At 38.5% G+C, this 21138-nt stretch carries 23 protein-coding genes; 8 read left to right on the forward strand and 15 right to left on the reverse strand.

Annotated features, from left to right (window positions below; translation table 11 throughout):
* Nucleotides 1-56 precede the first annotated feature (56 nt).
* From CCK98_RS17260 to CCK98_RS17270, 3 genes are read left to right on the forward strand one after another with little or no spacing between them, the layout of a single operon-like run.
* On the forward strand, nucleotides 57-1208 hold the full coding sequence (locus CCK98_RS17260; RefSeq protein ID WP_088087686.1) for a CapA family protein: 1152 nt from the start codon (nucleotides 57-59) through the stop codon (nucleotides 1206-1208).
* A 47-nt stretch (nucleotides 1209-1255) separates the two neighbouring features.
* Nucleotides 1256-1435 (forward strand): hypothetical protein, encoded by a 180-nt coding sequence (locus CCK98_RS17265; RefSeq protein WP_088087687.1) that lies wholly within the window; start codon nucleotides 1256-1258, stop codon nucleotides 1433-1435.
* A gap of 20 nt (nucleotides 1436-1455) precedes the next feature.
* Complete coding sequence (locus CCK98_RS17270; protein ID WP_256942569.1) at nucleotides 1456-2046, forward strand: CPBP family intramembrane glutamic endopeptidase; 591 nt, start codon at nucleotides 1456-1458, stop codon at nucleotides 2044-2046.
* Between the two features lie 55 nt (nucleotides 2047-2101).
* Here CCK98_RS17270 and CCK98_RS17275 read toward each other — a convergent pair whose 3' ends face one another.
* The 8 genes from CCK98_RS17275 to mtnA form a co-directional block, all read right to left on the reverse strand.
* A complete protein-coding gene (locus CCK98_RS17275; protein ID WP_088087689.1) occupies nucleotides 2102-2413 on the reverse strand; it encodes a hypothetical protein in 312 nt (103 codons plus the stop codon).
* A gap of 48 nt (nucleotides 2414-2461) precedes the next feature.
* The gene (locus tag CCK98_RS17280) at nucleotides 2462-2893 is read right to left on the reverse strand and encodes a thioesterase family protein (RefSeq protein WP_088087690.1); all 432 of its coding nucleotides are present in this window, start codon (nucleotides 2891-2893) and stop codon (nucleotides 2462-2464) included.
* A 27-nt stretch (nucleotides 2894-2920) separates the two neighbouring features.
* A complete protein-coding gene (locus CCK98_RS17285; RefSeq protein WP_088087691.1) occupies nucleotides 2921-5245 on the reverse strand; it encodes an AAA family ATPase in 2325 nt (774 codons plus the stop codon).
* A 101-nt stretch (nucleotides 5246-5346) separates the two neighbouring features.
* A complete protein-coding gene (gene tlp / locus CCK98_RS17290; RefSeq protein ID WP_373408494.1) occupies nucleotides 5347-5580 on the reverse strand; it encodes a small acid-soluble spore protein Tlp in 234 nt (77 codons plus the stop codon).
* Between the two features lie 125 nt (nucleotides 5581-5705).
* Nucleotides 5706-5849 (reverse strand): acid-soluble spore protein N, encoded by a 144-nt coding sequence (locus CCK98_RS17295; RefSeq protein WP_088087693.1) that lies wholly within the window; start codon nucleotides 5847-5849, stop codon nucleotides 5706-5708.
* A gap of 67 nt (nucleotides 5850-5916) precedes the next feature.
* Nucleotides 5917-6048: an FbpB family small basic protein gene (locus tag CCK98_RS17300; protein ID WP_088087694.1), complete on the reverse strand. Its 132-nt coding sequence runs from the start codon at nucleotides 6046-6048 to the stop codon at nucleotides 5917-5919.
* A 144-nt stretch (nucleotides 6049-6192) separates the two neighbouring features.
* Nucleotides 6193-6729: a redoxin domain-containing protein gene (locus tag CCK98_RS17305; protein WP_088087695.1), complete on the reverse strand. Its 537-nt coding sequence runs from the start codon at nucleotides 6727-6729 to the stop codon at nucleotides 6193-6195.
* Nucleotides 6730-6917: 188 nt separating this feature from the next.
* Entirely contained in the window at nucleotides 6918-7967 is a 1050-nt protein-coding gene (mtnA, locus tag CCK98_RS17310; protein WP_088087696.1) for an S-methyl-5-thioribose-1-phosphate isomerase, read from the reverse strand.
* A gap of 183 nt (nucleotides 7968-8150) precedes the next feature.
* Here mtnA and CCK98_RS17315 point away from each other — a divergent pair, with 183 nt between their 5' ends.
* On the forward strand, nucleotides 8151-9188 hold the full coding sequence (locus CCK98_RS17315) for an NAD-dependent epimerase/dehydratase family protein (RefSeq protein WP_088087697.1): 1038 nt from the start codon (nucleotides 8151-8153) through the stop codon (nucleotides 9186-9188).
* Between the two features lie 85 nt (nucleotides 9189-9273).
* On the opposite strand, the gene abc-f is transcribed toward CCK98_RS17315, so the two are convergent.
* The gene (gene abc-f / locus CCK98_RS17320; protein ID WP_088087698.1) at nucleotides 9274-11004 is read right to left on the reverse strand and encodes a ribosomal protection-like ABC-F family protein; all 1731 of its coding nucleotides are present in this window, start codon (nucleotides 11002-11004) and stop codon (nucleotides 9274-9276) included.
* Nucleotides 11005-11327: 323 nt separating this feature from the next.
* Nucleotides 11328-14033: an aconitate hydratase AcnA gene (acnA, locus tag CCK98_RS17325; RefSeq protein ID WP_088087699.1), complete on the reverse strand. Its 2706-nt coding sequence runs from the start codon at nucleotides 14031-14033 to the stop codon at nucleotides 11328-11330.
* Between the two features lie 329 nt (nucleotides 14034-14362).
* Between acnA and sspO the strand changes: the two genes are divergently transcribed.
* A complete protein-coding gene (sspO, locus tag CCK98_RS17330; protein ID WP_066087231.1) occupies nucleotides 14363-14515 on the forward strand; it encodes a small acid-soluble spore protein O in 153 nt (50 codons plus the stop codon).
* 36 nt (nucleotides 14516-14551) lie between these two features.
* Here sspO and CCK98_RS17335 read toward each other — a convergent pair whose 3' ends face one another.
* The gene (locus CCK98_RS17335) at nucleotides 14552-14821 is read right to left on the reverse strand and encodes a hypothetical protein (protein WP_088087700.1); all 270 of its coding nucleotides are present in this window, start codon (nucleotides 14819-14821) and stop codon (nucleotides 14552-14554) included.
* Nucleotides 14822-14934: 113 nt separating this feature from the next.
* Between CCK98_RS17335 and CCK98_RS17340 the strand changes: the two genes are divergently transcribed.
* Entirely contained in the window at nucleotides 14935-15072 is a 138-nt protein-coding gene (locus CCK98_RS17340; RefSeq protein WP_088087701.1) for a small acid-soluble spore protein P, read from the forward strand.
* A gap of 82 nt (nucleotides 15073-15154) precedes the next feature.
* On the opposite strand, the gene selA is transcribed toward CCK98_RS17340, so the two are convergent.
* Complete coding sequence (gene selA / locus CCK98_RS17345) at nucleotides 15155-16561, reverse strand: L-seryl-tRNA(Sec) selenium transferase (RefSeq protein WP_088087702.1); 1407 nt, start codon at nucleotides 16559-16561, stop codon at nucleotides 15155-15157.
* A 169-nt stretch (nucleotides 16562-16730) separates the two neighbouring features.
* On the opposite strand from selA, the gene CCK98_RS17350 reads away from it, so the two are divergent.
* On the forward strand, nucleotides 16731-17129 hold the full coding sequence (locus tag CCK98_RS17350) for an Hsp20/alpha crystallin family protein (RefSeq protein WP_088087703.1): 399 nt from the start codon (nucleotides 16731-16733) through the stop codon (nucleotides 17127-17129).
* A 97-nt stretch (nucleotides 17130-17226) separates the two neighbouring features.
* Here CCK98_RS17350 and CCK98_RS37075 read toward each other — a convergent pair whose 3' ends face one another.
* Nucleotides 17227-17466, reverse strand: a complete 240-nt coding sequence (locus CCK98_RS37075; RefSeq protein ID WP_373408495.1) for an Rdx family protein — start codon at nucleotides 17464-17466, stop codon at nucleotides 17227-17229.
* Between the two features lie 137 nt (nucleotides 17467-17603).
* Here CCK98_RS37075 and selD point away from each other — a divergent pair, with 137 nt between their 5' ends.
* Entirely contained in the window at nucleotides 17604-18659 is a 1056-nt protein-coding gene (gene selD / locus CCK98_RS17360; RefSeq protein ID WP_373408496.1) for a selenide, water dikinase SelD, read from the forward strand.
* An 80-nt stretch (nucleotides 18660-18739) separates the two neighbouring features.
* Here selD and CCK98_RS17365 read toward each other — a convergent pair whose 3' ends face one another.
* Entirely contained in the window at nucleotides 18740-19684 is a 945-nt protein-coding gene (locus CCK98_RS17365; RefSeq protein WP_088087705.1) for an L-threonine 3-dehydrogenase, read from the reverse strand.
* Nucleotides 19685-19766: 82 nt separating this feature from the next.
* A complete protein-coding gene (locus CCK98_RS17370; protein ID WP_088087706.1) occupies nucleotides 19767-20957 on the reverse strand; it encodes a glycine C-acetyltransferase in 1191 nt (396 codons plus the stop codon).
* Nucleotides 20958-21138 lie beyond the last annotated feature (181 nt).

Raw genomic sequence — 21138 nt, forward strand, 5'->3', positions numbered from 1 at the left:
ACTAACAGTCTAAAAAAGAGATTACATAAAAAACCAGCGCCTAATAAGGAGTAATTATGAAACGGAATGCTTTTATACCTTCAGTTTTAATTATTATTGCATGTATCAGTTTAGCTTCTTACCTCTTAATTCAACAAAGTCAACATTCAGATGAAGACGAAAAAGTTTATCCTTCAAAAGAGCATAAGCCTCGATCTTCACTATTGATCAATCGCGAGATGACAGAAAAAATAACACTTGGTGCCATTGGGGATATACTGATTCACGACAAAGTTTATAAAGATGCCTTTAATGGGGCGAGATATAATTTTGACCCAATGTTTGAAAATGTAAAACCTCTATTAGAAAAGCCAGATGTTTTAACTGCCAATCAAGAAAGTATGTTAGGGGGAAATGCACTGGGTCTTTCAGGTTATCCGAGGTTTAATAGCCCATACGAGCTAGCAGATGCGCTCGTCCATTCAGGGGTCGATATAGTTTCCACAGCCAATAATCATACGTTAGATAAAGGCGAAAAAGGGATTAAGTCGGAAGCCGCTTATTTAGAAAGTATTGGACTGCCACATGTGGGAAGCTTCATTGATGAAAAGGACCGCCAAAATTTGAGGATACTAAATAAAAATGGGATTAAGCTTGCTTTTCTCTCCTATACCTACGGAACGAACGGAATCCCCATACCAGACGGAAAAGATTTTCTCGTCAACCTTATTAACCGCGAATCGATGAAAGAAGAAATTCATCGCGCCAAAAAACAATCAGATGTAGTCGTCATGAGCATCCATTGGGGTAATGAGTACAAGCGAATGCCGACAAAAGAACAAAAAGACCTTGCAAAATTTCTTGCTAATGAAGGAGTCGACATCATCTTTGGCTCTCATCCCCATGTCCTGCAGCCAATGGAATGGATAAAAACAGCAGAAGGCAAACGAACGTTTGTCATTTATTCATTAGGGAATTTTATTTCCGCCCAACATGGCGACTATAAAGATATTGGCGGTTTAACCACCATTGATATTACAAAACATGTATCAGAAAAAGGAACCACCATTGATTTTTCTAACCCGGCTTTTTACCCAACCTATGTCGCAAGTAAAAAGAATCATAATTTCCGCGTGGTTCCATTAGAGAAAGCAGGATCATTTGGTCTTCGAAATGCTAATGCGAAATTTAAAGAAATTCAAACACATATGCAACAATGGCTCCGGTAAAGCGGGGCCTTTTTACTCATAAAAGAAAGGTAGGAGGAACAAAGCGGATGGAAGGTATTAATCGACAAGGTATCTTGTTAAGTCTGTTATTTTTAACCATGACCTATTTTTTTGCAAGAGGTTACTACACTCCCTTTTTTGTTTTTCTGATTGCTTTATTATTATTAGTTGCTTTTTTTAAGGAAGAGAAACGCTTATTTGCCTGGATGGTCATATCATTTTTTTAGGTAATCTATTGCTAGTGTATATGGATAACTTCATAGAAAGTTTTCGTTTATCAGCTTATTCGCTTGTCATGTCTAGTCAATTGTTATTATTAATTCCAATCATTATTATTAGCTATGTTATTAAGAAATTTAAACTAGAAATTAGTCCATTTTTAAAAAAACCTATGCTATCAGGAGAAATTCAACTCCCTTTTAACATCGCTTTTTCGTTAAGAAAATTTTTTCTTATCCTTTGCCTTCTTTCAATACTAGCTATTATTGGGATACTTTTGATAAAAAAAGATGAAGTGCAATGGCATCCTTTGCTATTCATTTTATTGTTTTCAAGCTTCAATGCATTGCTAGAAGAGGTTTTGTGGCGCGGAATACTTCTTTCTAAACTGATTACGATAACCAATCAACGATTAGGCATGATAGTCACCAGCATTGCTTTTGGCTTACATACGACCATGTTTGGATTTTCAATCTTAATATCAATTCTTTATTTTTTTCTAGGATTATTATTTGGATTATTAACGTTATCATCTAAAAGTATCATTCCAGCTTTCATTGTTCATACCTTGATCACGACTCTTTTAATAATATCTGGATGGGTGATGATTCCCGTTTAATTTTGCCGAAATTCCTAACCTAAAAAGAAATCCGCACTCTTAGAGTGGTTACTCTTCAAGTGGACGGATTTCTTTTTTGCCATATATGTTCAAACAAACCTTCTTTTTGTAAAATTTCTCTTTGTCGTTCACCTATTAAATCGAAATGCGAATAACCATCCTTCCGATGATGGATCCATTCTTTCCTTAACCCATATTTTTGGCCCCAAACTGCTAATTTTGCAAGGTCATTGCAGCCCACCTTAGTGACTGTATTTGAACCTGGAAAGCGATCATCAAGCCAATAATGTGTTAAAAACGCAATTTCTCCTTTGTCAATTTTTCTTTTCCATTCGCTTATTTGCTGTTTTTTAATTCCAAAGGCCAATCAAGACACCTCAATGTATAGATTATTTCGCTGATATAAGTCAGAATTTTAGTCCTTTTTCTTAATTTCTTCATATTTTAAATACCATTCAGGAAATGACCTTTTGAATGAAGTAGGTCTAAAATTATCTTTTTTAACAATAATATGGGTTGTTTTTCCTTCTGCACAAATTTCCTCATCGCCATTTACAATCGTATATCCATAAACAGTTTTGATGCCATCATTTAATTCTACCCATGTTTTTACAAATCCTTTATCACCATAGCGTAACGGTTTTCTGTAGGTTACTTGAACGTCATAAACAGGAGCAAAATAACCTGACTCCTCCATTGCAAGATAACTATAGCCGAGATCCTCAATAAATCCGGTTCTGCCAAGTTCAAAAAACTTTAGATAATTAGCATGGTAAATAACACCCATCATATCTGTATCAGCATAATAGAGCTGAATTTCTCTAGTCGAAATAAATAAATTTTCCACAGGTCACGACCCTTTCGTGATCATATTTTACATTTTATTGATTGCCTTTATTACATCTGCTACTTCAAGCAGCAGGGACTTTTCAAAAAGATCTTCATCTTCTGCAACATCCATTAATCTTGAGGCCTGTGCTTGAATCATTTCATCCACCATGTTTGTTGCAAAACGGCCATTCCCTTTGAAGGATTCTTCATCCATCTTTTGTAGTAACAGCACTTTTGCTTCCCCTGTTAGGTGGTATTGAAAACTATTAGCATAGACCGCCATGATTTCAAGCAGTTCTTCTGGTGAATAATCAGGAAATAAAAAGAACTTTTTAAATCGGGAGCGAAGACCAGGATTGCTTTCTAGGAGCAAGTCCATTTCATGTGGGTAACCTGCCAAGACAACGACTAGGTTTTCATTATGCTTGGTCATTTCATCAACAAGTGTATCTATGACCTCTTTACCAAAATCACCTGTTGTCGAACTGAAAAGGGAATAAGCTTCGTCAATAAATAAGACACCACCGAGCGCTTCCCTAATTTTTTTCTTTGTTTTCCCTGCCGTTTGACCCACATATCCGGCTACAAAATCTGCCCTGCTTGCTACGATAAGATGCCCTCGTTTTAAAATGCCACATTCCTTTAAAAGCTCCGCATAAATCTTAGCTACGGTTGTTTTCCCTGTACCAGGATTTCCGGTGAAAACAGCATGAAGCTGAATAGGTACGGGCGGCAGCCCTTTTTTCATCCGGTACTGCTGCATTTTTACAAATGAGATAAGTGATCTCATCTCCACCTTTAAGGCTTTTAAACCGATTAGACGGTCCAATTTTTCATAAGGAGACTCAACACTCTCCTCTTTGTCTAAAAGAAAGTCCTCTTTATTCAGTAACATATAATCTAAGATGTTATCATCATTTACTTCCTTGTCCGAGCCCTTTTTAAAAATCGCATCTAAGACAATATTGCGGACTGTTCTTGCATTTCCAAAGGAATCATCCACCCGTTCACGATCGAGACGATGATTGATTTCGATTTTGGCTTCTTCGCTAACAAAGTAATCATTATCTGATGCCACATGTTCTGCTATGCTTATTAACTCTTCATTCGAATAATTTGGCAAATGAATGAGATTGGACTGAGGAAAACGGCTTCGTAAACCTGGATTAGCCTCTAGAAAGGAACGCATTTCCTCAGGATAGCCTGCCATAATGACCGCGAATTTCCCGCCATATTCATTTCCTGTCATAAGTGAAACCAGTGTATCAATAGCCGCTTGACCATAATCGTTGCCTGTTTGCCCCTCACGTTTTAGACTATAGGCCTCGTCAATAAATAACACCCCGCCAATTGAGCGTTCAACAACCGCTCGAACATTTTCTTCTGTTTGGCCGACAAATGAACCGACAAGCTGCGAACGATCCGTCTCAATCACTTCCTCACGAGGCAAGACACCTAATTCGTGATAAATTTTCGCAAGTAAGCGGGCAAGTGTTGTTTTTCCTGTACCCGGATTACCGGTTAAGATCATGTTCAAGCTCAGTTCGTCCTTTATTTGAAAACCGAGCTCCTTCCGCTGTTTTTGGTACTTTAAAAATCGGTAAAAATCATTGATCCGATTTTTAACAAACTCCATCCCAATCATTTCATTCAGTTGATCTAAGGCGTTGATTCGATCAGGAAGACTCTCAGTTTCTTCTTCAATAAATTCCCGTTGCCAAGTAGCTTTAATTTCCTCTAAATTAGATAAATGCAATTTCAAGTCATCATAATAGGTGGAAGTATGGAAAACACCTGTAATCGATTGATCGTACTCCTCAGCCGCCTTTAATAAACTTCCTGTTTCGTCTATAGCAGAAGACAACAACCCGTAAAGAAGCTGATGTTTTTGGAATAAATCCTTATTTTCTAATGTTGAGGAAAGATCTCTTTTCGTTTCTAATACATGTTGAATCTCATCGGCATCCGTTAAAAAGTTCTGACACACTTCTATGTATTGTTCCGCTGTTTTCTTTTTGGCTGTTCGATTATCCGTTTCTCTCATTGCAGGAAAGGTAAGCTGCGAAAGTAAGCCCTCCATCTTTTTCCAATCCGATTGCATCATATATTCTTTTGCGGCTTGATTATCAGGAAATAGTTTAAGCGCTCTTTCAAGCCATACCGCTGCCATTTTATCCTGTTTATTTCGACCAATCCGTGACAAAGCGGCAAGTGTTAATAACTTTGATTGGATGACGGGATTGGATTCGTACGTAAGAGCGGAAATTAATGCACTTTCATTTGAAATGGACCCGTTTTCGTTCAATTCAATTTCCCATTGCTTTAATAGGTCTTCGTTTATTGTTTTTTGATTTACAAGTACTCTCAAGGTTATCACTTCTTCTTCAAAATTTCCCTTCTATCTTACCATAACAGTCGCTCCATACCTAAACAAAAGACCTGTCCATAATGAACAGGTCTCCCACTTTTTTAGCTTTCTTGATTATGCGCCTCATCCTTAATTTCTGAACGGAAGGAGTCGATGCTTTCACGTCGGCGTTCATTCTTTGCTTCAATTTCCTGACGTTGTGTCTCACTGTCTGTTAATGCTAAAGATTCTTCAGCTGCTTCGATATTATTTTCCGTATTTTGAATCATTGCTTGAAGCTTTTCAACGTTATCGCTGCGATCATCTGGATTCGGTTTGTTATTATAGGCCATCATAATTCCTCCTATGGTGTAATTGGTACAAATATAGTTTGTTACTGAGCAGGAAAAATAAACAAAGAAAATTTTTGATAACAAAAAAGACCCAGAGGCTTTCGCCTATTGAGTCTTATCATCCATTCCTATTCACCTTTTGTTTGAATTACTTGTGCATGCTGCCCTGATGTATCATTCATTTTCTTACCCTTATTCCCACTGAACCCTCGTGGCTGGGTACCTACATGGCTTGGAGTAAAATGTTTGTGGTCTTTTTTTGGATTACCCATGTGCTGATCCCTCCTTATGTACATTTTGTCCATATGGCCGGGAAACATAATTGGTAATCTTTTTTAGTTATTCTGCTTTACCGAGACGTTTTTCTTCCAAGCGTTGTTCGATTTTTTCAATTGCAGCACGATCTTTTAAAAGTTGTGATTTATTTTCAGATACAAGCTCTGCAAACGAGCGTTTTCTAGGTTTTCTCATCGGTATCACCGTCCTTATTTCCTATTGTAACAGTTATTATGCCCGGAAACGGTTGCAATTATTACAACTTTTTGAAAATTATATCGTTTTTTAAATATTTATTATAAAAGAAAAAAAACGCTGGAGTAATCCAACGTCTTTTGTTTATTTTAGTTTATTTGTAAAATCTTTCATATCTTCAAGTTTCATTCCACCGACATATTTATTCTGGATCATCCCTTTACTATCAATAAAATACGTAGTTGGAATGGAAAGTACTTGATAGGTTTCATTTACTTTATCATCGGCATCAAGAGGGATTGGAAAAGTAATTTTATTTTCATCAACAAATCCTTGGACATCTAATTGTGGATCAATGTTAACCGCTAAAATAACGATATCCTTTTCCATTTGCTTGGAAAATTTCTCCATAGCTGGCATTTCTGCTTTACAAGGCGGACACCATGTTGCCCAAAAGTTAAGCATAACTTTTTTTCCTTTTAAATTGGAGAGTTTCACGGTCTCACCTGTTAATGTTTTAAGTTCAAAATCAGGTGCCTTTGCTCCAATAGCGAGTCCTTCTTGACTAGCTGTTGTTTGACTTGTAGTTTCGGGAGTTTCTGTTTTTTTATCCATTGCCTGAACAATCGCTACAGTAAGTAATGTAACTAATATTACGGCAGCAATTACTTTTTTAATCATCCCCGAATCCTCCTTTACTTCATACTCTGCTACTTCGATTTTACACTATAAACTTAGGTGAAACAAAACATGGATATGCCGAAACTGTGACAATTCACAAAGATTACATGTTTTTATAGATGTTTCCCAATTCAGCTAAAATATTTTTCGTGACAATTTCAACGATTTGGTTAATTGCTTTCTTTTCTTTAGGATATAAAAAGTCTGTGAAGCTCTTCCTGATAATTTCCTTTTAATATACCCTTTTCGGTTATTATTGCTGTTACCAATTCATTAGGAGTGACATCAAATGCTGGGTTAAATACTTTCACACCTTCAGGGGCTGTCCTTTTTCCAAATCCTTCAGTTATTTCGGAGGCATCTCTTTCCTCGATTGGGATATCAGCACCTGTCTTAGTTTCTAAATCAATGGTAGAGAGCGGTGCCGCTACGTAAAACGGAATATTATGGGCCTTCGCTAATAATGCCACACCGTATGTACCAATCTTGTTGGCGACATCACCATTTGCCGCTACGCGATCACAACCGACGATAACAGCGTCAACCCAGCCTTTTTGCATGACCATTGCTGCCATATTGTCTGTGATTAGGGTGACATCAATGCCAGCTTGCATAAGCTCCCAAGCTGTCAAACGAGCACCTTGTAAAAGCGGTCTTGTTTCATCCGCAAACACCTTTATATCCCAGCCCTTTTCTTTTGCTAAATAAAGCGGAGAAAGGGCTGTTCCATATCTTGCTGTTGCGATGCCTCCCGCATTACAGTGTGTGAGAACGCCCATCCCATCCTTTAAAAGGTTTAATGCATGCTCCCCGATCGTGCGGCAAACTTCTTCATCTTCATTGCGAATAGTATGTGCTTCAATTTCTAGTGCTTCTTTGATTTGATGGATCGGTAATTCTTTTTCTTTTAAGGCCCTGTCATTCATTCGTTTTAGTGCCCAAAATAGGTTAACTGCGGTAGGTCGTGAAGTGGCCAAATAATCGGATTGCTTTTTAAAATGAGCATAAAAATCTTCAAAGGAATCTTCAGGTGCATCTTTTATACCGAGCACTAAACCGTATGCTGCTGCAATTCCAATCGCTGGGGCACCGCGGACTTTTAACTGTTTTATTGCATCCCAGGCGTCTTCAATTTTCGTCGTTTCAAGAAATTCTGTTATATTTGGAATTTTGGTTTGATCTAGTATTTTAAGGACTCCGTTTTCATAAGAAACGGATTGTAAGTATGTGTTTTCCATGGAGAAACATCCCTTCTGCTTAAATAACTTCTATTATGTATTAATTTTCAACTTCTACCTATGTAATTTTAACAATATCCATGACATATGCAATACTTTCATTTTTGTAAGATGGAATTCTTAAATATTAACTAAATTGCGCGAAAATTTGTTAAAATAAAAACAAGACTGGAGGGGATTCTTATTAAGATTCTTGTTTTAGGTGGAAGTCGCTTTTTGGGGAGAACATTTGTGGAAGAGGCTTTGAGGCGAAATCATGAAGTGACGATTTTTAATCGCGGAATTCAAAATCCAGGAATAAAAGACGTTGAAGTCCTTACTGGGAATCGGTTTGGTAATTTGAAAGCGCTTCAAAACCGCCACTGGGATGCTGTTTTGGATACAAGCGGATTTATTCCATATACGGTCCAAAATACAACCAATTTATTGAAGGATCGTGTAAAACATTATACATTCATCTCGAGTATATCCGTTTACCAAGACTGGGTTCCAGAAAATTTAGATGAAGGCTACTCTGTTTTAGAAATGTCACTTGAGAAAGCTAATAAACTTTCAATGGATTCAGACGAGCCAGTTTATGAATATTATGGACATTTTAAAGCGTTATGTGAGCAGATTGCTGAAAAAAATTTGCCTGGACGAGTGTTAAACGTTCGTGCGGGTCAATTAATTGGGCCGAATGATTATACGGACCGTGTTCCCTATTGGATTAACAGAATAGCAAAAGGCGGCAAGGTTTTGGTGCCCGGAAGCCCTCATCGACGTGTGCAGGTGATTGACAATAAAGACCTTTCGAATTGGATCCTCGATATGGAAGAGCAGGATTCCACAGGAACCTTTAATGCAACAGGGCCTGATTATCCGCTAACGATGAAAGAGTTTATCGACGCATGTATCAAAGTGACTGATTCAAATGCAGAAGTGGTTTGGGCAGATGAGAAATTCCTTTTGGATCAAAAAGTGGCTCCTTGGACAGAGATGCCTCTCTGGGTACCAGAGAATTATCCTTTATCACCTGAGACTAAAGAGCCTTGGAAAGGTGCTTTCTCCATCAACGTGGATAAAGCGATTCAGAGTGGACTTACTTTTAGACCGCTTGAGGAAAGTATCACTGATATTTATGAGTGGGAGAAGACTCGCCATTTGACGGAATATGAGTGGAAATCGGGGATGCAAGCGGAAAAAGAGAAAGAACTGTTTTCCATATTAAATGAAAAATAATCAACTTGTGGATTCGCAAATAAACCATCAATTATCGGAGGAAAACAACAAAAGAGAGAGCAGATATCCCTGCTCTCTTCCGTTGTTAATTGCTTAAATCCCGTTTTTGCTTAAGAAGTTCTTTAAATTCTTGGTCTAATACAAGATATTTAGGATCATTTTGATCGATTAATGATATTTCTCCCAAAATCACCGCGATCTTGTTTTCAATGATTAATAATGCTTCTTCTTGATTATCCTCTTTCTTTATTTCTTTATTAAAATATTCCTCTGGTGTCATTTCTACACGTTTAATTTGCTGGTTTTCAAATACTAGCAGCCGGTTGCATAATTTATTTAAGAAATAATAATCATGGGAAACCGTTATGATCGTCCCATTAAACTCTGCTAATGTCTTTTCCAGCTGCTCCCTGCTCGGCAAATCCAAATGATTCGTCGGTTCGTCTAGGATAAGAACATCGTATTCTTTCATTAATATATCGACTAGCTTTACTCTTGTTCGTTCGCCCAAACTCAATGTCCTAATAGGTTTTGTAAAGAACTCGTCTTTTAAGCCTAAATTGGCGAGCAAGGTCCGCGCTTTTAACACATCTTCCCTATCTGTGAAACCTAAAGCCTCCATCACCGAATTATCGTCTGGTAAATCATCAACATCCTGACTTAAATAAGCAACGTTTATCGAGTCGCTCTTCCATAGATTACCATCTGTATACGTCTCTTGATCTAGGATCATCTTAATTAATGTCGTTTTCCCGCAGCCATTTTCCCCTAAGAGTCCCATTCGCTCTCCATGATTAATGTAGAAGTTAGAGCTATGAAAGAGTGTTCGATCCTCGTACGATTTATTTAGACGTTTGGCCTCGACAATCCGTTTGCCTCTCTTCCCTTGAGTGTCAAACTGGAACCTTACTTGGACTTCATCTAAAGGCTTATCAATTTTATTTTTTGCAAGCTCATTTTGCAGACGTTTCATTTTTGATTTCACTTGATTGTCTGTTTTTTTAGCCTTAGCCCGATGGTATTCCTTAATACCATTTTGTCTTTTACTGGGTCCTGTTCCCTTTTTGGTTGAATCACGATGGGCTTTTTCCGACCATGACTTTAATTGTTCCATTTGTGATTCAACCATTTCTATTTGCCGTTGCTGGGCGCTATATTGATGGCGCTGATTCTCCGCCCGATGTTGTTTTTCAACACGATAGTCACTATAGTTACCATTGTAAAAGTGGAGTTTGCCATGTTCAATTTCGAAAATACGATGCACTGTTTCATCTAAAAAATGACGGTCATGAGAGATAATTAAGACAGGTCCTTGAAATTTTTCTAATTCGGTTACCAGCCACTTAATCCCATGAAAATCCAAGTGATTTGTCGGTTCATCCAAAATTAAGAAGTCAGGTCTTGATGCCCAAACCGTCGAGAGTGCCAGTTTTAATTTTTCGCCTCCGCTTAAATGATTTAATCGGTCATCCTCCCAGTCATAGACTTTTTGAAGACCTAATTCACTAGCATGCTGGAATAATTCTTTCCTTGTGCTTCCTGATAATGACTGATGAAAATCACTTATCTCATAATCAATCGACTGCGATAGATAGCCTATTGTTAACTCGCTTGATTTTTCGATGACCCCTTTATCGGGTGTTATTTTTCCAAAAAGGATATTGGCTAGTGTTGTCTTTCCTGTACCGTTGTACCCGACAAGGCCAATCCTTTCCCCGTTCTTTATATCAAATTGGATATTTTCGAATACCTTTCTTAAATGAAAACTTTTTTCTAAGCCGATTACTTTAATGACTGTTTTTTGATTTGAATGCATAAAAAAACTCCCTTCAATTGAACCTGAAGAGAGATTATGTCTTAGAAATGATCACCATTTGCCGTTAAAATGAACAACAAATAAACCTTTTAAAGGTTTTATAGGTATATACGATCAGGACATAAAAAAGGACAGTCTAATCCTATTCTTCAGGTTCAACATTTTTCGTTATTCGAATCATGTCTGAAAAATAAGATTATAATTTCATCGTACCTTAATCATTCCTTTTCGTTTGTTAGTTTTATTTTAGTAGACGATCATTAACTTTGTCAAACATTTCTTCCGAAAAAACACCATACCAGCTGGCATGGTGTTTTCCAATATTAAGCTTGTAATTTTTCACGTAGAACCATTGGAAGAATTCCGCCGTGACGGTAGTAATCAATTTCAACTTCAGAGTCAAAGCGAACAAGAACTTCAAATTCTTTATTGTTACCAGCTTCGTCCGTTGCAGTTACTTTTAGAAGATCACGTGGTTTTACATTTTCGTCTACTTGAACATCAATGGTTTCTTTACCTGTCAGGCCAAGTGTTTCAGCGCTTTCGCCATCTTTAAATTGAAGTGGAAGCACACCCATTAACACAAGGTTTGAACGGTGAATACGTTCAAAGCTTTCAGCAAGAACTGTTTTAATACCTAAAAGGTTTGTACCTTTAGCAGCCCAGTCACGTGAAGAACCCATTCCGTAATCTTTACCAGCAAGAACGATTAATCCAGTACCGTTTTCTTTGTACTTCATGCAAGCATCGTAAATAGATGTCACTTCGCCAGTTGGCCAGTAGGTAGTTACCCCACCTTCTGTTCCTGGTGCGATTTGGTTACGAATACGAATATTTGCGAATGTTCCGCGCATCATCACTTCATGGTTACCACGACGGGATCCGTAAGAGTTAAAGTCGCGGATTGCAACGCCTTTTTCTAGCAGATATTTACCAGCTGGAGTATTTTTACCAATTGCTCCTGCAGGTGAAATGTGGTCAGTTGTAACTGAATCACCAAATTTACCAACAACACGTAGTCCTGCTAATGGCTCGACGATACCTGGTTCTGGTGATAAGCCTTCAAAGAACGGCGGGTTTGCGATGTAAGTAGAATCCTCATCAAAAGTATATAAAGGCTCATTGCTTGTTTTGATATCATTCCAACGCTCGTTGTCACCGAACACGTTTGCATATTCCCGGCGGAATAGTTCAGGAGTTACTGTACGTTTAACAACATCATTTACTTCAGCAGTTGATGGCCAGATATCCTTGAAGAAGACATCATTTCCATCTTTATCTTTACCAATTGCTTCATTTGCAAAATCAATATTTACAGTACCAGCAAGAGCATATGCAACAACTAATGGTGGTGAAGCAAGGTAGTTAGCTTTTACAAGCGGGTGAATACGTCCTTCAAAGTTACGGTTACCTGAAAGTACAGATGTAACTAAAAGATCGTTTTCCGCGATTGTTTTTTCGATTTCTTCTTTTAAAGGACCGGAGTTACCGATACATGTTGTACAGCCATAACCAACGAGGTTGAAGCCGATTTGCTCTAGGTAAGGAAGTAACCCCGAATCACGAAGATATCCAGTTACAACTTTAGATCCTGGTGCTAAAGAAGTCTTAACGAATTTAGGAACTTCCATTCCTAATTCAACAGCTTTCTTCGCAACAAGTCCAGCACCCACTAGAACATAAGGGTTGGATGTGTTTGTACAGCTTGTAATCGATGCAATCGCAACGGCACCAGTTTTAATAGTAGTTTCGTCACCGTTTAGGAAATTAACAGTTGCAGACTTTTCAAGCTCATTTGCTTGTAAGCCGAAGCCTTGGTTTCCTTGTGGAGCAGAAACAGCTTTCACGAATTCCTCTTTCATTTTAGAAAGTGGAATCAAATCTTGAGGACGCTTTGGACCAGATAGATTTGCTTCAATGACGGAAAGATCGATTTCAACTACATCTGTGTAAACTGGCTCGATCGCTGGATCGAAGAACAAACCGTTTGCTTTGCAGTATTGTTCTACTACATTGATATGCTCTTCTTCACGGCCTGTTAAGCGCATGTATGCAAGTGATTCATCATCAATTGGGAAGAATCCGCAAGTTGCACCGTATTCAGGGGCCATGTTTGCAATTGTTGCACGGTCTGCAAGTGGCAGTACTGATACTCCAGGTCCGAAGAACTCAACGAATTTCCCTACAACCCCATGGCTGCGAAGAACTTGAGTTACTTTTAAAGCAAGATCAGTTGCTGTAGCACCGTTTGGAAGCTCACCTGTTAATTTAACACCTACTACTTCTGGTACAGGGAAGTATGAAGGCTGACCTAGCATTCCTGCTTCAGCTTCAATACCGCCAACGCCCCATCCAAGAACACCAAGACCATTGATCATTGTTGTATGGGAGTCCGTACCAACCAAAGTATCTGGATAAGCTTCTAATTCACCTTCTGTTTCTGCAACGTGGACAACATCAGCCAAGTATTCAAGGTTTACTTGGTGTACGATACCTGTTGCAGGTGGAACGGCGCGATAGTTATTAAATGATTTTTGCGCCCAACTTAAGAATTGGTAGCGTTCAGCATTACGTTCGAATTCATAATCCATGTTAATTTTTAAGGAATCAGCAGCTCCATATGCATCAACCTGTACGGAGTGGTCGATTACAAGATCAACCGTTTTTTCAGGGTTGATCTTGTCAGGGTCTCCGCCTAAGTCTGCCATTGCTTTTCTTAAAGAAGCAAGGTCAACGACTGCTGGAACACCTGTAAAGTCTTGAAGGATAACACGAGCAGGCTTAAATGGTACGTCCACTTCTTTTAGCTCATTTGTGCCCCATTTTGCTAAGTTTTCAACATGCTCTTTTGAAATTGCTCGGCCATCTAATTGGCGTAATACAGATTCAAGAAGTACTTTTATAGAGTAGGGCAATTTAGAAACTTTTCCAATTCCGGCCTCTTCCAGTGCACTTAAACGGTAATAGTTGTAACGTTTACCATTCACTTCAAAGGAAGTGCGTGCGTTAAATACATCATTTTTTACCATGTAAAAACCCCCTAATTCGTCATTAATAAATCGAAAATTAACGAAAAGTTGAAAAATTTGAATTTTCCCATCCTGCTTAACTTTTCTCACAATTCTAATCTTAATACAAGCGATTACATAAGTAAATAACAAGAAAGTTATTGCGATTGATAAGTTTCACTTATGTTTTTTATGTATTTTGTTCCGAAAATTCAAAAAACACTATTTGTGCTTATATGATTTAAGACAAGGGAAAACCACCTTTTTCATTATTTATTATCTCAAAAAACTTTTTCATTGTCATGTTTTTTGCTATGGAGGAAATAGTAAAAGTGTAGGAGGTGATTAGAATGGTGAAACGAAAGTCTAATCATGTAATTCCAGGGATGAATGCAGCCAAGGGGCAAGGAAAAGGTGCAGGTTTTAATGAGGAATTGGCGAGTGAACCAGAATTAACTGCAAAAGAAAGAATGAATAACAAAAAACGAAAGAAAAATCAATAATAACAAAAAGCAGGCGGGCTCCCCCGCCTGCTTTTCCTATTCTGTTTGGTTTACTTCTGTCACCATGCTTTGCAGATCCTGCTGGAAACGCTCTAGCTGCGATCGTTGATGTTCCGATGCCACTTCTAGTGCATTTTCAATTTGTTGGTAGGCTTCATTGACTTCGTCTTTTAGATGCTTTAGTTGATGACCATAACTTGCACTATCACTTACAATTGTCTCGAATAGTCCTTGTGCATTCTCATACCCCTGCTGTGCTGCTTGAAATGCTTGTTGTTTATCTTTATTGTATGGGAATTTATCCATCTTTCTTCATTCACTCCTTCATTTTGTTTACCGTTAAATTGCACAGAACAACAAAAAATATACGGTATAAAAGGACTTTATCACTGCATCCTAACATATAGGAGGGATGCAATATGAACAAAAACGATGGCAAAGACATGCGAAAAAATGCACCAAAACAATCAGGGCAGCCTGAACCGTTAAGCGGTTCCCACAAAGTCAAGAATCGCAACCATACTAGAGCCAAACATAATACACATCACGATATGTAGAAACCTATAAGATAGGCGCAAGTCAAAAAAATGCCCAGCACTTTGTTTAAGTGCTGGGGCATCCGTCGATTACTAAGCTTTTCTATACATTGATTAATGACCGAAGCAAGTCCTCTTCTTCTTCTGGAGTCACTGTTCGTAAATCAATGATAAATTCATCTTTTTGAATCCTTCCAACAATTGCTGGTTTCACTTCGGATCGAAGCTTTCTTCCCAGCTGTTCTGCCGTCAATTCACGATGTTTTAAGGACACGACCATGGTTGGAAGCTCAACATCCGGCATCGTACCCCCACCCACTTGGCTTCTTCCTTCTGTAATTTTTGTAACATATTTTCCAGTATTTTGTAATAAGTTTGTAACAAACGACTGCGATCGTACGTCTAATTCTTCAGAGGAAACTAATAAATCACGGACGGTTGGAATATTTACTAAGCCATTTTCTCCACGGGCATAATCGATTAATGTCCCCTCAAGCGCAGCCAACGTCATCTTATCAACCCGGACAACGCGTGCCAACTGGTGTTTTTTTAAACGACTAATGATTTCTTTTTTTCCAGCAATTATACCGGCCTGTGGACCGCCAAGAAGCTTGTCACCACTAAAGGTTACAACATCTGCCCCTAATTCAATGACCTCTTTTACTACCGGTTCTTCACCAATTCCGTGCTTTCTAAAGTCATATAGAGCACCACTTCCGAGATCTTCATAAAAAATGACACGATCTAATCGTTTCGTAAGCCCAACAAGATCTTCGGTATCAACAGATTTGGTAAATCCGATGACCTTAAAGTTGCTCGTATGTACCTTCATGACGATTGCAGTTTCTGAACTGACAGCTTTTTCGTAATCATAAAGATGTGTTTTATTAGTGGTGCCAACTTCTACAAGCTTTGCCCCACTTTCTTCCATTATAGATGAGATTCGAAAAGAGCCACCGATTTCAACAAGCTGTCCCCTTGAAACAATGACTTCTTTGTTAGCGGCTAGAGCTCTTAAAACCAGATAGACAGCAGAAGCATTATTATTAACCACCATAGCCGCTTCTGCACCGGTGATATCTTTAATTAATGCTTCAACATGACTATGTCTTGAACCTCTTTCACCTTCCGTTAGCTTATATTCAAGATTTGAATAGTTCCTTGCAGTGTCAATCACATGGTTGATTGCATTTTCGCTTAATCTAGCCCTTCCTAGGTTTGTATGTAAAATAGTTCCTGTCGCATTGATGACCTTTTCTAAGGTATAAGAATACTGTTTCTGTATTTTTGTTTCGAGAATAAAAAATAGGTCTTCAATAAAATGATTGGTCCCTGGCCTGCCACCTGGCCAATTATCATCTAGGATTGCCTCCCTAATGTTGTCAATGACCTCTTTAAGCTGTTTGGTCAGATGCGTATGATCAAGCTGACTTTCTAGAAGGAGAGTTAAAAACCTCTCATGATTTTGAAGTTCATGGACAGGTGGAATTGAGCGTAGCCATTCTTTCAACATAAAAACTCCTTTATCACATGTTCTTTTTCTCTGACATTTGACTAGTCGCAGCATATATGAATGAGTGGAATTCACAAACGGGCGCTTTAACTTTCCCAATTATATCACATCAGTTTCACGTTTTAAGTCACATTGAATAAAATGAAACGAGCAAGGGGGATTAGATATGTCAAAAAAGAAACAACTTAAAAATCAAACCTTTGATTTTGACTTAGTGGAGAAATGGCTGGAAAACTATTTTCTAGATCCACTTACTTCTTATTATGATGAAACACAATTTCCAATCGATCTTTATGAAACAGAAAAGGAATGGATTGTTGAGGCCATTTTAAGCGAATTCGAGGCTTCGGAAATAAAGGTTTATATAGAAGGAAATATATTAATGATTACTGCATCCAAATACCCCCCTTACATGAATAAACAAAAAAGAGTCCGTTCCATTAATTTTCCGTTTCTAGTCATTAATCAGAACGTATTTGCTACATTTACAAATGGAACTCTAGAGGTAATTATTTCAAAAATAGATAGAGGAGTAGGAAAAAATAGATTCATTACCCTGCCTTAAGAAAACTTGTGGCATTATTTTTTATGCTTCAGTTAACATAATAATTTTATCTGTAAAAAAACACCCCTCATTTCCAACCGAATTTGAGGGGTGTTTTTTATTTTTTAGTAATGATCTCTATCATTTCATCGGTATCAGGGAAAACACCTGTTTCGAGTTTTGAATAGATCTTCTCTCCATTCACGGTCACTTCGAAAGCGCCGCCTGAACTTGGAATCAGTTCTAACTTTTGAATATCTCTAAAAAAATGATTAAATAGCTCTTCCGCGAAACTCGCGGCTTTTGGCGCGTAATTTCATTGCATGCAAAATTCAACAATAACATGATAGTTCTTCATAAAAATACCCTCCAAAAAGTGTTTCCTACATAAGGATAGTGTTAATATTTTAACCTATTCCTTTTCCTTCAGCAATTTTTTTGTCTATTCGTGCGCAATTTTTTTGAAAGAGTTATACTAAATAAATGGAGGTGGACATGTTGAGTGAACAAGATAAAATTCGCCTAACTTCTTTGTCAACAAAAGCCGGTTGAGGCTGCAAAATTGGTCCTGAGGACCTGGCGCAAGTGTTGCGTCAATTACCGAAACAAGAACCTGTTCCTGAATTATTAGTGGGACTTGATACTTCTGATGATGCTGGAGTGTACCAAATAACCGACTCCATCGCTTTGATACAGACAGTTGACTACTTTACCCCAATCGTCGACGATCCATATATGTTTGGTCAAATCACGGCTGCAAATGCATTAAGCGATGTTTATGCCATGGGCGGCGAACCTAAAACAGTTATGAATATTGTCGGCTTTCCGATTAAAAAGTTGGGTGCCGAAATGCTGGCTGATATTCTTCGTGGTGCAGCAGATAAAGTAAAAGAAGCCGGTGCGATTACCGTTGGCGGCCATTCAATTGATGATCAGGAACCTAAATTTGGACTTTCCGTTACAGGTATAGTCCATCCCGATAAAGTTTGGAAAAATGTCGGCGCTAAGCCTGGTGATGTTCTCGTGTTAACTAAGCCGATTGGTGTGGGTATTATCACAACCGGTATAAAAAGAAGTGTCGTAACTCCTCTGCAGGAACAGATTGTGACAGAGACAATGGCTACGCTAAATAAGGTGGCAGCTGAAGTTTTAACAGAATTTCATCCTCACGCTGTAACTGATGTAACTGGATTCGGATTACTTGGACATGGCAGTGAAATGGCACGTGGTAGTAATGTTAGTTTTGAATTCTCACTCTCACAAGTCCCTGTTTTAGAAGGTGCTCTTGAATTAGCGAAAAATGGTGTGGTGCCTGGTGGTTCTAAGTCGAATCATAAATGGATAGCTGATGATGTTGTTTATGAGGATATTCTTCAGGAGGAGCAGCTGGTCCTATGTGATGCGATTACATCTGGGGGTCTGTTTGTTTCACTTAGTGAACAGGAAGCGGCTCAATATGTCGACAAGCTACATTCTAATGGTCTTGCATATGCTGCGATTATTGGGAGAGTTACCGAGAAAAAAGACAAATATATCTATGTAACAAGATAACAGCGAAGCCTTAGTTGCTTCGCTGTTTCTTTTATGCAAAAAAAGCCCTGAACCATTTTGGTCCAGGATTATTATAATTATTATATTTTCTGATGCAGCTTCTCTACCATATCCTTGGTCATTTTATCCAAATCAAACGCGTATTTAAAGCCCCATTCCTCTTTTGCCGCACTAGCATCAATTGAATTTGGCCAACTTTCCGCAATTTTTTGACGATCTGGATCAACATTATAAGAAATTTCAAATCCAGGTACATACTTAGCGATAGAAGCCGAAATTTCTTCAGGATCAAAGCTCATCGCTGTCACGTTGAAAGCATTACGGTGGATTAATTTTGATGAATCTGCCTCCATTAAGTCAACAATTGCATTTAGGGCATCGGGCATATACATCATGTCCATATAGGTACCTTTATCAATGTATGAAGTATATTGGCCATTCTTGATCGCTTCATAATAGATTTCAACGGCATAATCCGTAGTCCCTCCGCCAGGAAGTGCAACATAGGAAATTAACCCTGGAAAACGCAAGCCGCGGGTATCGACACCAAACTTTTGGAAATAGTAATCAGACAATAACTCCCCTGCCACTTTATTGACACCGTACATCGTCGTTGGACGCATTATCGTATCTTGTGGGGTGCTGTCCTTAGGTGTGGATGGACCAAAAGCGCCAATCGAACTTGGTGTGAAAAATTGCGCCTTTAACTCTCTTGCAGTTTCCAAACCATTCAATAGCCCGCCCATATTTAAATTCCAAGCAAACACAGGCTTGGCTTCTGCTGTAGCTGATAAAAGAGCGGCTAAATGCATAACAGTATCAACGTTGTATTTTTTGGCTACTTCCACCATTTGGTTTAAATCCGTTACATCGACAGTCTCAAAAGGACCACTTTGAGCGGCTTCGCTGTCATTCTTTTTAATATCTGTAGCAATGACATTATCCGCACCATATATGTCTCTTAGCTTTAAAGTTAATTCTGATCCAATCTGCCCTAAAGCACCTGTGACTAAAATACGCTTCATCGTCGTTTCTCCGTCCTCTTCACTCTTACTAAAAATAGTGATTTACTTTATTTTTACGTTACTTAATCAGTTAGGGTGATACCTAAATAACGCCCATTTCCTTGCCGACTTTTTCATAAATAGCAATCGCTTGGTCGAGCATTTCTTTTGTATGTGCAGCTGTCGGCATGTTACGCACTCGTCCAGTCCCTTTTGGAACGGTTGGGAACACAATCGCCTTGGCATAAACCCCTTCATCATTCAAACGTTTACTGAATTGTTGAGTAAGTGCTTCGTCCCCGATAATACAAGGGGTGATCGGAGTTTCGCTGTTGCCGATATTAAAGCCTAACTCGTTCAAGCCTTTTTTTAGATAATTTCCATTTTCCCAAAGCTTTTTGTTCAGTTCCGTGCTCTCCATAAGGATTTCAATTGACTTCTTACTTGCAGCCACATCGGCAGGAGTTAATGAGGTAGAAAATAGGAATGGACGGCTGCGAACTTTCAACCAGTCAATGAGATTTTTCTTACCAGCGACATAACCGCCAACCACGCCAATTGCTTTAGATAATGTACCGATTTGAAAATCAATTTTATCAGAAAGACCAAAATGCTTAACGGTCCCTGCCCCATCACCAAGCACACCTGATCCATGAGCATCGTCTACATATGTAATCAGATCAAATTCCTTAGCAATCTTGACAATTTCAGGCAGTAAAGCAATATCTCCGTCCATCGAGAACACGCCGTCTGTAATCACCATAATTTTATTGTAAAGGCCTGACTCTTTTGCTGTATTTGCTTTTTCGCGTAAATCTTCCATATCGGAGTGGTTCACACGGATAATTTTTGCTTTAGAAAGACGGCAGCCGTCGATTATCGACGCATGGTTTAATTCATCCGAAAGAATCGCATCATTTTTATCCATTACTGCGGAAATAGCCGCCATGTTACAATTAAATCCAGATTGGTAAGCAATCGCTGCTTCTGTATGTTTGAATTCAGCTAATTTTTCTTCCAGTTCAACATGGAGTTTAAGCGTTCCGTTGATGGTTCGAACGGCCCCTGCCCCAACTCCGTATTGTTCAATCGCCTCAGTAGCGGCTTTTTTCAAACGTTCATCCGTGGCTAGGCCTAAATAGTTGTTGGAAGATAGATTGACTAGCTCTCTGCCATTAATTGTTATAACTGGTCCATTTGGGCTTTCGAGCGGATCGATGACATTGTACAAACCTTTTCCCTTTAAATTATCAAGATTTTCATTTAAAAATTGCACCAAAAAAGTACTGGACATATTCAATTCCCCCTATATTCATTTGAACGTGCTTTGTCGTTAACGGAAAAACAATCGTCCGTTTCAGGCGGACATCCACACCTTTGTTAAACACTGGTATTAAAGGATTCCTGTACTATACTTTATCATAAATTTTTATAGTTGTGCATATCTAGTGGACAAAAAAGCAAAAATATTTTTT

Origin of the sequence: Bacillus sp. OV166 (genome assembly GCF_900177675.1) — a bacterium.
Taxonomy (GTDB): Bacteria; Bacillota; Bacilli; order Bacillales; family Cytobacillaceae; genus Neobacillus.

Excerpts from the sequence above, each read along its gene's own strand:
- tlp (WP_373408494.1), bottom strand. The coding sequence starts at position 5,580 with ATGATGGCCTATAATAACAAACCGAATCCAGATGATCGCAGCGATAAC.
- acnA (WP_088087699.1), bottom strand. The coding sequence starts at position 14,033 with ATGGTAAAAAATGATGTATTTAACGCACGCACTTCCTTTGAAGTGAAT.
- CCK98_RS17350 (WP_088087703.1), top strand. The coding sequence starts at position 16,731 with ATGTCAAAAAAGAAACAACTTAAAAATCAAACCTTTGATTTTGACTTA.
- CCK98_RS17295 (WP_088087693.1), bottom strand. The coding sequence starts at position 5,849 with ATGGGTAATCCAAAAAAAGACCACAAACATTTTACTCCAAGCCATGTA.
- CCK98_RS17270 (WP_256942569.1), top strand. The coding sequence starts at position 1,456 with ATGGATAACTTCATAGAAAGTTTTCGTTTATCAGCTTATTCGCTTGTC.
- mtnA (WP_088087696.1), bottom strand. The coding sequence starts at position 7,967 with ATGGAAAACACATACTTACAATCCGTTTCTTATGAAAACGGAGTCCTT.
- CCK98_RS17365 (WP_088087705.1), bottom strand. The coding sequence starts at position 19,684 with ATGAAGCGTATTTTAGTCACAGGTGCTTTAGGGCAGATTGGATCAGAA.
- CCK98_RS17335 (WP_088087700.1), bottom strand. The coding sequence starts at position 14,821 with ATGGATAAATTCCCATACAATAAAGATAAACAACAAGCATTTCAAGCA.
- CCK98_RS17265 (WP_088087687.1), top strand. The coding sequence starts at position 1,256 with ATGGAAGGTATTAATCGACAAGGTATCTTGTTAAGTCTGTTATTTTTA.
- CCK98_RS17370 (WP_088087706.1), bottom strand. The coding sequence starts at position 20,957 with ATGTCCAGTACTTTTTTGGTGCAATTTTTAAATGAAAATCTTGATAAT.
- abc-f (WP_088087698.1), bottom strand. The coding sequence starts at position 11,004 with ATGCATTCAAATCAAAAAACAGTCATTAAAGTAATCGGCTTAGAAAAA.
- CCK98_RS17260 (WP_088087686.1), top strand. The coding sequence starts at position 57 with ATGAAACGGAATGCTTTTATACCTTCAGTTTTAATTATTATTGCATGT.
- CCK98_RS17305 (WP_088087695.1), bottom strand. The coding sequence starts at position 6,729 with ATGATTAAAAAAGTAATTGCTGCCGTAATATTAGTTACATTACTTACT.
- CCK98_RS17340 (WP_088087701.1), top strand. The coding sequence starts at position 14,935 with ATGAACAAAAACGATGGCAAAGACATGCGAAAAAATGCACCAAAACAA.
- CCK98_RS17300 (WP_088087694.1), bottom strand. The coding sequence starts at position 6,048 with ATGAGAAAACCTAGAAAACGCTCGTTTGCAGAGCTTGTATCTGAAAAT.
- sspO (WP_066087231.1), top strand. The coding sequence starts at position 14,363 with ATGGTGAAACGAAAGTCTAATCATGTAATTCCAGGGATGAATGCAGCC.